Annotated in this window: 8 protein-coding genes; 7 read left to right on the forward strand and 1 reads right to left on the reverse strand. The window is 34.3% G+C overall.

Annotated elements, in window-relative coordinates:
- Positions 1-1,132, forward strand: a 1,132-nt coding sequence (locus ACJROP_RS05045) for a bifunctional 5,6,7,8-tetrahydromethanopterin hydro-lyase/3-hexulose-6-phosphate synthase (RefSeq protein ID WP_406534397.1), incomplete at its 5' end; no start/stop codon positions are given.
- Positions 1,133-1,179: 47 nt separating this feature from the next.
- Positions 1,180-1,461 (forward strand): zinc ribbon domain-containing protein, encoded by a 282-nt coding sequence (locus tag ACJROP_RS05050; protein WP_406534398.1) that lies wholly within the window; start codon positions 1,180-1,182, stop codon positions 1,459-1,461.
- On the opposite strand, the gene ACJROP_RS05055 is transcribed toward ACJROP_RS05050, so the two are convergent.
- Complete coding sequence (locus tag ACJROP_RS05055) at positions 1,458-2,270, reverse strand: phosphoserine phosphatase (RefSeq protein WP_406534399.1); 813 nt, start codon at positions 2,268-2,270, stop codon at positions 1,458-1,460. The two genes, ACJROP_RS05050 and ACJROP_RS05055, sit on opposite strands and share 4 nt — an antisense overlap.
- 244 nt (positions 2,271-2,514) lie before the next feature.
- Here ACJROP_RS05055 and ACJROP_RS05060 point away from each other — a divergent pair, with 244 nt between their 5' ends.
- The 5 genes from ACJROP_RS05060 to ACJROP_RS05080 form a co-directional block, all read left to right on the forward strand.
- Positions 2,515-7,671, forward strand: coding sequence for a cobaltochelatase subunit CobN (locus ACJROP_RS05060; RefSeq protein WP_406534400.1), 5,157 nt, complete (start codon positions 2,515-2,517; stop codon positions 7,669-7,671).
- A gap of 9 nt (positions 7,672-7,680) precedes the next feature.
- The gene (locus ACJROP_RS05065) at positions 7,681-8,388 is read left to right on the forward strand and encodes a DUF2162 domain-containing protein (protein WP_406534401.1); all 708 of its coding nucleotides are present in this window, start codon (positions 7,681-7,683) and stop codon (positions 8,386-8,388) included.
- A 13-nt stretch (positions 8,389-8,401) separates the two neighbouring features.
- The gene (locus ACJROP_RS05070; protein WP_406534402.1) at positions 8,402-9,046 is read left to right on the forward strand and encodes a MotA/TolQ/ExbB proton channel family protein; all 645 of its coding nucleotides are present in this window, start codon (positions 8,402-8,404) and stop codon (positions 9,044-9,046) included.
- Between the two features lie 12 nt (positions 9,047-9,058).
- The gene (locus ACJROP_RS05075; RefSeq protein WP_406534403.1) at positions 9,059-9,388 is read left to right on the forward strand and encodes a DUF2149 domain-containing protein; all 330 of its coding nucleotides are present in this window, start codon (positions 9,059-9,061) and stop codon (positions 9,386-9,388) included.
- A gap of 28 nt (positions 9,389-9,416) precedes the next feature.
- Positions 9,417-12,536, forward strand: a 3,120-nt coding sequence (locus tag ACJROP_RS05080; protein ID WP_406534404.1) for a hypothetical protein, incomplete at its 3' end; no start/stop codon positions are given.

Below are 12,536 nucleotides of genomic sequence, written 5' to 3' on the forward strand. Positions count from 1 at the left end.
TTTTGCTAATGGATTATCCAATTTATCTGTTGGACACACTCCTTTAACAAGTGTAATCAGACCAAACTTAATGACTAAACCAGCTACCTTAATTATTCCTAAAGTAAGCGTTGCTGATTTAGAAGATGCTAGTAAAATATTTGGACCTGCACAAACTGCTGTTGCAAGAGCGGTAGCAGATGCAGTAGAAGATGGATATATTCCAAAAGATATTGTTGAAGATATTGTAATTAATGTAAGCGTATTTATTGATCCTTCTGCAAAAGATTTCAGAAAAATATATCAATATAACTATGGAGCTACAAAATTGGCAATTAGAAGAGCAATGGACGGATACCCATCAATCGAAAAAGTACTTGCAGAGAAAGACCGTGGTACTCATCCTATTATGGGATTCAGAGTACAAAAACTTTGGTCTCCACCATATATACAAGTTGCACTTGACTTAGATAACCTAGATGCAATGGCAAGAATCATTGATGATTTACCAGATAAGGAAAGAGTTCTTATCGAAGCAGGAACTCCTCTCGTTAAAAAATTCGGTGTTGGAGTCGTTGGCGAAATCAGAAAATTACGCCCAGACGCATTTATTATTGCAGACTTAAAAACTTTAGACGTTGGTCGTGTTGAAGTTAAAATGGCTGCAGATGAAACTGCTGATGCAATTGCTATTTCTGGTCTTGGTACTATTGAATCTATTAAGAAAGCTATTCATGAAACCCAAAAACAAGGTATTTACTCAATACTTGACATGATGAATGTTAAAGACTTTGAAGAAAAATTATCACAAATACCTGACGATTTAAAACCGGATATAGTATTATTACACAGAAATGTCGATTTAGAAACCTACAAGGCTGAAAAAGGTGAAGACATCAGTGAAATGACTGAATGGGGTAACATCAAAAAGATTAAAGAAATCATTGGTGGCGGTTTAGTCGCAGTAGCTGGTGGAATTAAACCTGATAATGTTGAAGAAGCTATTGAAAAAGGTGCAGACATTATTATTGCAGGCAGATATATTATTGGTTCAAGAGATGTAAGAAGATCCGCTCAAGACTTCTTGGCACATTTCCCACCTGACCCAGATAATATGAGACTTGCAATGGATGAAGACGAACAAGTAAATTAGATTAATTTCTAATTTATTTTCTATTTTTTTTAAAAGGAGTTTTTATTATGGGATTTTGCAATTCATGTGGTAGGCCGATTGTAAAAGAAGACTATGGCACTAACAAGGATGGAAGTTTAAATCCTGAATTTTGTCGTGATTGTTATCAAAATGGCGAATATACAGAACCAGATATAACTCTAAACGAAATGATTGTAAGAAAAACAAAAGAAATGATGGAAAAAAATCCGAGATTGCCTGAAACACAAGCCACCGGTATTACAGCGATGTTCATTCCAGGCCTCAAAAGATGGAATCCAGAATTTCAGGATGATTATAAAACTCTTTAGTTTCCACTTTTTAAAATAAATTCTCTGACTTTGGAAGCGACGTGGTCATTATAAGACCTAGCTGTTTTTAGGTTATATAACTCTTCTCCCAATTCGTTATATTTATCAACTAAATCATTATATTCAAGGCGAAGATTATCATAATCTTTTTCTAAATCTTCGTTCATCTCAAAAATTTCAGCATAACTGGTTTTTGTATTGAGATTTTCCTGTTTTAGTTGATCATATTTTGATGAAACTTGATTAAAGCTTTCCATGATGGAAATATGTTCATTTTTTAAGTTTGAACATTTGGTTTTCAGGTTTTTATTTTCTTCTTTAATGCTAGAATATTTTGTTTTCAAGTTTTCGTTTTCAGTTTTAATATTGATGAATTTTGTTTTTAGGTTTTCATTTTCCAAAATTAATTTTGAATGCTTATCTTTGATTGTATCATTTTCCTTCTTTAAGTTATCAATATTAAACTGATTTAAAGATTGTATTTTCTTTTTTAGTCTTTCAATTTCTTTTTCATATTCTAAAGTAGAAGGAGCCTGTTTTTCTTCTAGTTCATTTCTCAATTCTTCCACTTCCCTCACATGTAAATAATTATCAATTTTAAGTGTTACATTTTCTTCTTCCATATTTTCTAACACTTTGATTTCATCATTAGGAATAATTAAGACTTCTTCTTCATTTTCATAGATGTCTTCATTTTTAGGGATGGTAATTTGGATTTGTTCGGTTGTGTATTTCTTTTTTTCACCGTTTTTCAGTGTTCTTTTGTATTCCCGGGAATACTTTTTTACAATACCTTTTCCAAATTTCATAATTATACCTTATATTATATTTAGTTTATTAGTATTATAAATGTTATCTATGATGGGTAAATGTCATTATTATTTGAGGTATAGTCTAAACTTCAGTTAATAATTCTCTTAAAATTTAAAATAATTTAATAATTATTACTTTTTATCTAATTTTGACCCATTTAGTAATACTTTAATTATATTTATTAATAATAATATTCAAAAATATTTATCATAATAAATTTTTGAATTGTTGGTTGTTTATATGTTACTTAAAAAAGAAAAATACGCACATTTGTTAATATTTGTTATATTGATTATTCTATCATTCAATATTGCATATGCTCAGGATGATTGCAATGATACTAGCGATATAGCCAGTGCTTTAAGCCAACAAGATCAAGTGGTTGAAATTGATGATTCGAATTTTGAAGAGGTTATCCAAGATGACTCTTTATGTTCATCCGGTGATGAAATACAATATTCCGTTTCATCAAATAATGAAAAACAGTCCGAGGTAACTCTATTTTTTATAAGTGATAATCCCGGAACCAACATATTGGATGCCGCCAGCAATGATTTATTCACTGAACATCCGGAGTTAAAGGGAAATGTCAATATAGTTGTTAGAAGCGGAGCTCAAGTTAAAGACATGAGCGAGTCCGAATTTGTCAATTTATTGACTTCCTGTGACGGGTTTATAGGCGAATGGGTCAGCACTGATGTCGATGCGGTTTTGACAAGCACATTAGAAAAGTACCCGGATTTATCAAATAAGGAGCTGTTTCTTATATTGGAGCCGCCATCAGGTAATTTGAATTCCGATTCTTCTTCAATTGCTTTAATCAGAAGTTCTGCATTAAATTATACAAAGATTTTTTCATCTTTCACAACTGAAGATTTAATTTCATATTTCCAAAGCACAAAAAGAGGAAATTCATACAATGATATTATAAGCTTTTTAGATAGTGATGGGGCTAAATTTGGCGAATTATTTAATAAAATGGTGTTATATAAGGACATTAATAATAAAGATAATCTAAAAAATCAAATCATTTATGTTTTAAATTATTTTGGATTCAACATAGATTATGATGAGCCAAACTTTTCAGGTTCCCCTCAGTATGGTATCTATAGGGATAAATGGTTCAATCTAACAGAATATATGGAAGCTTATTTCAATCCATCTAATACACGCACTATTGGGATTCTAGAGAGTACAATGTATATTTCATCTCAACAGTTGCACCCTACATATCAGATTATTGAATATTTGGAATCTAAAGGATACAATGTCATTCCGGTATTTGCTGCTGGTGGAACTGCAGATCAATTAAGGGTAATGGTCAACTCCTTTACAAGCGCGGGAGATGACATTTCAGGATTTATAGAGAATTCCTCCAACTATGATATTTATGTTGATGGAATCATTTCAGTTGTTGCATATGGCGTAGGTGGAGAAAACTTTTCCCGCACAATTGACTTTTTTGAGGAAGTGGGAGTTCCTGTATTTAGGGCAGTCCATTCAGATTATGTTTCAAACGAGCAATGGGAATTGGGTACAACCGGTTTGACAACAGAAAAGAGTGACAAATGGTGGCACATTTCTATTGCAGAGGCACAGGGAATAATAGATGCTACATTCATTGGTGGCGCTGACGGTTATATTTCAAACTTGACCGGAGCAAGAATCGTTACATATATTCCATATGAACGAAATATCGCTCTTTTGACTGAAAGGATTGATTCATGGGTGGATTTGCAATACACACTCAACTCCCAGAAAGCTATTTCCATTATTTATTATAACTATCCTCCTGGAAAGCAAAATATCGGATCAAGTTATTTAGATACTATTACCAGTATCTATAACATACTTTATACCTTAAAAGCTGAAGGCTATGACGTTGGCGAGTTGCCGTCCAGCGTTTCCGAACTTGAGGACATGATGATAAGATGCGGTATAAATGTAGCTACTTGGGCGCCGGGCGAGCTTGAAAAATTAGCAAATCAATCCGGTGTGGTATTGCTTCCTGTCAGCGAATATACCGAATGGTTTAATAATTTGGATGAAATCGTAAAGATTCAGGTTCGTGAAGGTCCTGTTGCATATATTGGCGAACTTGCTAAAAGGGCAGTCGAATTAAGGTATAATGCAACAATTGGAGATACAATTGATGATTGGTATAATCAAGTTGCAGCGCTGCTTCCTGATGAAAATATAGATGAAACTACTGCAGTATTAAAAAATATAGTTAATTCTTTAAAAAATTACACAAATACCTTTTCAGAGGAATATTATGATTTGTTCCTACAGTATTATGAAGAGTTTAAGCAATTAAACGTCTCAGGGTTAAATGGTTGGGGTGAATCACCTGGAGAAGTGATGGTAGTCAATAGGAACGGAACAGATTACTTTGTTATTCCAGGTTTGACATTCGGAAATATATTTGTTGCACCGGAACCTCAAAGAGGTTGGGAAGCGGACATAGAAAACCTTTATCACTGTACCGCTGTTGCTCCGACACACCAATATCTGGCCGCTTATTACTATATGCAGACATATCATTCCAATGCAATGGTATTTGTTGGAAGGCACGCAACCCACGAATGGCTTCCGGGTAAAGAAGTTCTTTTGTCCGCAACAGATTATGGTTCAATCGTTGTTGGGGATGTTCCTCAATTATACTTCTATATCAGTGACGGTTTAGGTGAAGCTATTCAAGCAAAAAGAAGAGGTTTTGCTGTTTTAATTTCTCATTTAACTTCTCCAATGTCTTATACTCATTTATACGCTAATTTAACTGTTGCAGCTAATTTAGTGAATTATTATATTAATATTGATAATAAAGATTTAAAAGAAGAATTTGCAGAGCAGTTACGCGATTTAATCGTAACTCAGGATTATTCCACAAATCTTGGCCTTACTAAAGATGAAGTTTTGAATTTGAGCTCTGACGTGCTGGTTGAAAAAGTAGATAGTTTCCTCAAATCAACATTATCCACATTATATCCTTTAGGTCTTCATGCGCTAGGGGAATATTGGTCTGAGGATGATTTGGCAAGTACAGTTACTGCAATGCTATCTTATGACTTTGATTTGGAGAATAATCAGGGTGAAACTAACATATTTAAAGAATTGTCAGATATTTTATATTCTAAAAGTTATGATAGCTTGTCTGCTCTTGAAAGGGAGGCTGTAATAAACAAATCATATGATATCTGTAAAGATTTGATATATTCTGATGTTGATGCAGTATACAATAAGTTAATCGACCAAAATAGTAAATTTGGTAGCTCAAAATTCCGTTATTGCCTTAGTTTAGGTAAAAAATATATTAATCTAATCAATGAGAGTATTTCTACAGAATTGAATGCCATGATTGACGGTTTAAATGGTAAATATATTCCAATCAGTGAAGGTGGGGAAATCATTCTTAAGCCAATCGTTCTTCCTACCGGTAGGAATATGTATCAGGATCAGTCCCGTGAGCTTCCTACTGAAGAAGCTTGGAATTATGCAGAAACCCTTGCCCTTTTAACTTTATCAGGATTGAATGATACAACAGAGAAAGTTATCATGGGTATATGGTGTGTTGAAACTGCAAGGGACGACGGTGCATTGGTGGCTACCGTCCTTTACTTGCTAGGTATGAAACCGGTATGGACAGACTCTCCAAGTGCCGGGTTCAGTGACAATCACGAACATGATGAGGAAATGGGTAAAAAGACCAAATCAATGCCTCAATATGTCTTATTGGAAGACTTGGTTCGTCCAGACGGATGGGATAAGAAACGTATTGATGTAACTGTCATCACTAGTGGTTTATTCAGGGATTTATATTCTTCTCAATCAATTCTTATGGATAATGCATTCAGAGTCGCATTGGCCAGATCATATTGGACAATAACTTCAAACAAGACTTTAATGGATGGAGAATATGGAAAAGAACTAAAAGAAGCTATTGACTTTGTCATGGAAGGCATCGGATATTATGGTATTGAACGGGAGTCCTTGGATGACAACTATGTTGCAAAGCACTGGGTTGAAGATTGTCTCTACTATTTAAGCATAGGATATAATTCATCATATGCTGGTGAATGTGCGATAACCCGTATTTTTGCACCTCCGAATGGAGATTACGGCGCAGGTATTTCAAAACTGGTTTCTATGTCATGGACTTGGAATGATACTGACCAATTGGCGGAGTTCTATTTGGGAAGAATGGGAAACATGTATTCCAAAAATTATTGGGGTGACACTAACCCATTAGTTTTCCTAAGAGCATTATCCAACTCAGATACTATTGTAACAAGCCGTAATACAAATCAGTACGGTGTTTTAGATAACGATGACTTTTTCGATTATTGGGGAGGTCTTTCCATGGCTGTCGAGCACGTATCCGGAAAGACTCCAAAAATGAATGTATTGATGTATGCAAACAGGAATGATGCATATATCGCATCACTTGAAGAGGTAATGTATAGGGAAATCGCTTCAAGATATGATAACCCTGAATGGATTAAAGGTATGATGAATGAGGGTTACAGTGGTGCTAGATACATGTCCAATAAATTTGTCAGCAATTTATACGGCTGGCAAGTAACAAGACCTAGTTCAGTCTCAAATGACTTATGGAACAGGGTTTATAATACTTATTATAATGATAAATATGGTTTAGGCGTTAAAGATTGGCTGATGAGCGGTAATAATGCATATTCATTTATTTCCATGAGCGGTACAATGTTGACTTCAATACATGAAGGATATTGGGATGCAAGCGATGCTACAATAAGGGATATCGCAAACTCATGGGCTCAGGCCACAGTTCAAAATGGTGTTGCATGCTGTGACTGTAGTTGCGGTAACATTGCTATGATGCAATGGGCGATACAATATGTCAACCCGGATATCTTAGCCCAATTGCTTCCTAAATTATATGAAGCAACACGCAATCCGGTATTTTTAGACTCCAATCAGCAGGTCATTGACAATCCGGAAAACAATAATGAGGCTACAAATCCTAATCCGGGCAATGGTTCTTCTATGAATTCAGGTGTTATTTCTAACAGTTCATCCAGCAGTCAAAACAGTGGTTCTTCCAGTGGAAACCCATCAAATGGTCAAACTATTTCAAATGTTGGAACTAATGGCCAAAGCGAGGCTGTTGGAAATCCTAATGATCAAGGTGATGCATCATCAATAAGTGAAGTAAGCAATGATGCAGACAATGCAAATGTGAAAAAATCAATAGAAATAAATCCTATCACTCAGCAATCTGCAAGTGAAGTTGGTTTATCAATAATTGCAGTTCTTGGTGTTTTATGTTTAATAGGAGTAATTGCAGTCGGCTATTTCAGAAATAGAGATGAAGATGAAAAAATAACTGATTTAGACAAGCTTTTCAGTGAACAAATGTAGGTGTTTTAGATGGAAGTAATTAATTTGTTGTGGCAGTTAGGGATACTGTCAGCTGTTTTGATATTTGGAATCAAATTGGGACTGGCAACCGGTCTGGCTAATATGTCCAAAAAGTATTTGGCATTGGTTTCAATTGGCTATGGTGGTGGAGTTTTAATTTTGACTGAAATTTCTTCATTTTACACAGAGGAAATAACTAATCTGATTTATACTTATAACTTTGAATTCTTTTTAATAATGGCTGCAATCATGATTTTGGCAGGCATTTTCACAATCAGGGAATATAAGGTTTTTGAAAGAAATACAACTGCAGCTACATGTATGGCTGTTATTGCTCCATGTCCATGTTGTTTTGGATCAATTATAGTCAGTATCATGTTGGTGGCACCTACCGTTGGTTTGGGTTTATTTGATTTGAGCATCTATGTTGCCGGCGCATTGGTTTTAACAATTGTAGCCACTTATTTCGCATCAAATTACATTGTCAGATTTATCGATAAACCTTATCCTATCGTTTTAGGTAATTTTATGTTCTTTTTAGGAATATATTTCTTGATTTCAGCTTTATTCCTTCCAAACATTACTGCAATGATTCAAAATCCAATGGATGCAATTACAATCGCTTCAATGGATAATGTGTCAATTGTTTTAATTCTAATCTTAGTAATAATGTTGATAGGCGGCATTATATCCAAAAAATATAGTAGTTTTGATTAATTGGTGATATTATATGGTAACAACAATTCCCGGTAGTGATATATTAACATCTAGTCTGAATATGATTTCACAGAGTTTGCAGATTCCCGTAATCATATTCCTGATAATCTTTGCAATATTTGCGGTACTTACTCTTGGAAGTCTGGTATCGGAATATACTTCCAGAAAGAATATATCCTCCGATATGATTGAAAAATTAATTTATTCAATCTCAAATGCGAATTCACTTGAGGAAATAAAGAACATAATTAAAAATGCTAGGATTTATGAATCTCAAAAAATTATTCTAATTAAAATTTTACGTTCAAGTTCTCTAACAGATGAGTCAAGGCAGACTTTGGCACGCAAATTAATAGAATTTGAAGAAAACAAGTTTGCAAAAAAGATTGAAAGAACCGACATTGTCACCCGTATCGGTCCTACATTAGGGTTGATGGGTACATTAATTCCTATGGGTCCGGGTCTTGCAGCCTTAGGCGCAGGTGACGTAAATACATTGGCCAGCGCTATCATCGTTGCATTCGATACAACCGTTGTCGGTATCGGTGCAGGTGCTGTTGCATATTTCGTATCCAAAGTAAGGCGCAGATGGTATGAGGAATATCTATCAAATTTGGATGCATTAGCCGATGCATTGCTTGACAAATTGAAACAATAGGAGGTTTTGGTCATGGTTAGGAAAAAATGCAAGAATAGATTTTCTGAAGGCGAAGAAGATCCGATGGCCGGAACTTCAAATCTTGTTGATGCAATGCTTGTTATAGCTGTCGGATTATTGATTTTTGTCGTTATCAGCTGGAACATGCAAAGCGTGATTTTCCAGGACAATCCACAGCAGAAAGCTATTGAAGATTCATCTTCTAGTGTGACTGAAGTGGAAGAAGGTCAGGTCTTGAATGATACACCAGACACTTCCAACAGTTCAGGTCAGGGCTATATGGAGATGGGTAAAGTCTATAAGGACCCTTCAACGGGCAAGCTGATTATGGTTGAAAGCTAATTGTTTTTATTATTTAAATGGTGAAATCATGAAAAACAATTTTAAACTTTTATTTTTTACACTTTTGATTTTTTCATTATTGTTATCATTATCAAATGTTTGTGCAGCTGATTTTGATGATTCTACAGTGGATTTGGCATTCAATGATAATGCTGATGAAATATCTATTGACAATTCAAATCAGGAGGCATATGGCGAGCTTTATCAGAGTGATTTAACCGCAGATTCTGATTTGGATGAATTGAAAACTGGTGAAAATGAATTAAATTCAAAAATTTATGTTAATTATGCTGATGGAAATGATGACAATTCTGGAAAGGATTGGGACAGTGCAGTTAAAACAATAGAAAAATCCTTGGAAATTGTTGATGATGATGGAGTAATCTATATTGCAGAAGGAGTAACTTATTTAAGCGACTCTACCAGCAATGACGGTATCACTATCAACAAAAAAGTTTCAATTGTTGGTCAAGGCGTTAATTCAGTAATTTCCGGAAATAATAACAAAAGAATCTTTAATATTGGTGTAGATGCTGAAGTATTAATCTCTAATTTAACTTTAACTGATGGTAGCGCAACTAATGGTGGAGCTATTAATATTCAGGATAATGGTGAGGCATCTTATGGGAAATTGACAATGTCCAATTCCATCATATCAAATTGTTATGCTACTCAACGAGGAGGAGCAATCTTTTCAAATCAAGGATCAATATCTAACCTTAATAATGTTACTTTTATAAATGACAGAAGTGATTCAAACGGAGGAGCCATTGCAATTCAACAAAAAGGTTCCTTATCTAATATTAATGACTGCAAATTCATTAACAATTCAGCCAATAGCCGTGGTGGAGCAATTTATGTAGGAGCCAATTCAGCATGCAATATTGGCACCAATAACTTATTTAAAGACAATAAAGCTTTTGATAAGTATGGTTATGGTGGAGCAATCCACGGGCAAAATGGTATCAGTCTTGGTACAGGCAATGTATTTGTAAGCAATTATGCAGAAAAATCTGGAAGTGCATTATCTACTGCGAATAGTAAACAAATCACCGGTTCATACTGCTTCTTTATAAATAATGCTGGAAACAATTCAATAATCTTTGGTTCTAATGCTGCTACCACTATTGTTCTAAATTATTGTTATTGGGCAACTAACAGTCCCGATTTTACCAGTTTTGTTGACAAAGGTACATTTACTCATGATAATTATTTGACATTGAATATTTCAGCCAACGATAGTGTAGAAAGCGGTAATAAACTCCCAATCACTGTTGATTTATCTAAAAACCAAAATAATGAAACAGTTGATGTAAATAGCCTTCCTAAATATATACCAGTGTTATTCACAACTACCAATGGGGATTTTGATATTTCAAGCACTGAACTTATTGGGGGGATTGCAACAACAAATTATCTTGCAGGAAATGTTGGTCAATCTAAAGTAACTGTTGATGTTTTTGGTGTTGAAACTATGCTGGACATTGATGTTCAACCAAAAGCAGGAACTCTATTTGTTAATTATACTGGTGGTTTAGATACTAATAACGGTGTTAATTGGTCTAGTGCAATTAAAACTCTTTCACACGCATTGGATATTGCAGTAGATGATTCTACCATTTATGTGGCTTCAGGCATTAATTATCTTTATGACATTGATGTCAATGGTTTAATAATTTCAAAAAATATGACCCTTATTGGTGATGGCGATAATGTAGTCATTGATGCAAAGAATATGGCTAGAATATTTAATATTGTTGGATGCACAGTTAATTTATCCAATTTGATATTTGCTAATGCTGATGTTTCAAATGCCAGCGATACTCGTGGAGGGGTTATTTGGGCAAATAATACAATTTTAAACATTGAAAATTGTAAGTTTGTTAATAACACAGCTGGAAATAGCAATAGTTACGGAGGAGCCATCAACTTAAAATATTCAATAGCAAACATTAAAGGATCCGCTTTTGATAATAATGCCGCATGGTATGCAGGCGGAGCAATTAACGCTGAAAATACTAATATATTATTAAATATTTCAAATTCAATTTTTAAAAACAACAAAATTTTAAATAAGGGCTGGTCAACTGGTGCTGCAATCTGTTCTTATAATACGGTCATTATTGATAATTCGATTTTTTATAATAATACCTTGGCAAATAAAACAAAAAAGGGCAAATCAATTAACCAATATAAGGACGGCAGTTTAACAATTAGAAATTCTGCATTATTGGATGGCGTTTCATCTGTTCAAGTTGCTAATGCTTCAACAGCGCTATTAGATGATAATTGGTGGGGTAACAACAATTTAAATAAAGATTCAAGCCCTATCTCACTGGATTATACCAACGGAAATGTGAATTCATATCTGATATTGGAAACTTCCATTAATCAGGAAATTGTTCATGTAGGCGATTCAGTCACTATTGCTACTTCATTGAACCATAATCAGAATGGCGAAGTAGTAAACACTTTGCTTGATTTGCCGATTGCTATTGATGCTGGTTTAGGCACAGTCAACCCTAATAAATCAACTATTAATAATGAATTATCTTCAATTTATAATCCAACCGTTTCAGATAATGAAGTAATTACAGTAGACGTTTTAGGCATCAACAACACTTTATCCTTCTTTGTTAAAAATTCAATGCCAAGAATTGTCATTGATGGTGTAAGTACTTTCTGGTCTTCAGGTATCTATCCAGGAGTTGCTAATTTCTTTGAAATTAAATTAATAAATAATATGGGAATTTCTATAGACAATTTGACTATTGAATTAGTTTCCAATGAGTCCGATGAAGTATTGGACAGCTATATTGGAACAATTGATGATGGAACTTCAACCATTTCACTGGTTGACAGAACCATTCGTGAAATAACCGAGGAAAGCATATGGCCAGGCGCTCAGGACCATTTAATCAAATTCAATGTTTACTTGAAATATGATGGGGAAACAATATCAACTTTCAGCGCTGATAAAATACTCGCTTATAATGGCTACTTCAATAAAACATATGTCTATGGTGGCCATGATAATATCATTAATAGGAATTACACTATTAACGGAGATATCATTATAGCTACACAGGATGTGGGTGTATATAGGGATCAATATACATTGTATAGAAACGAAACTTGGAACATTAAA

The sequence above is a fragment of the Methanobrevibacter sp. genome, from assembly GCF_045220775.1.
In the GTDB taxonomy this organism is placed as follows: Archaea; Methanobacteriota; Methanobacteria; order Methanobacteriales; family Methanobacteriaceae; genus Methanocatella.

Excerpts from the sequence above, each read along its gene's own strand:
- ACJROP_RS05050 (WP_406534398.1), top strand. The coding sequence starts at position 1,180 with ATGGGATTTTGCAATTCATGTGGTAGGCCGATTGTAAAAGAAGACTAT.
- ACJROP_RS05055 (WP_406534399.1), bottom strand. The coding sequence starts at position 2,270 with ATGAAATTTGGAAAAGGTATTGTAAAAAAGTATTCCCGGGAATACAAA.
- ACJROP_RS05060 (WP_406534400.1), top strand. The coding sequence starts at position 2,515 with ATGTTACTTAAAAAAGAAAAATACGCACATTTGTTAATATTTGTTATA.
- ACJROP_RS05065 (WP_406534401.1), top strand. The coding sequence starts at position 7,681 with ATGGAAGTAATTAATTTGTTGTGGCAGTTAGGGATACTGTCAGCTGTT.
- ACJROP_RS05070 (WP_406534402.1), top strand. The coding sequence starts at position 8,402 with ATGGTAACAACAATTCCCGGTAGTGATATATTAACATCTAGTCTGAAT.
- ACJROP_RS05075 (WP_406534403.1), top strand. The coding sequence starts at position 9,059 with ATGGTTAGGAAAAAATGCAAGAATAGATTTTCTGAAGGCGAAGAAGAT.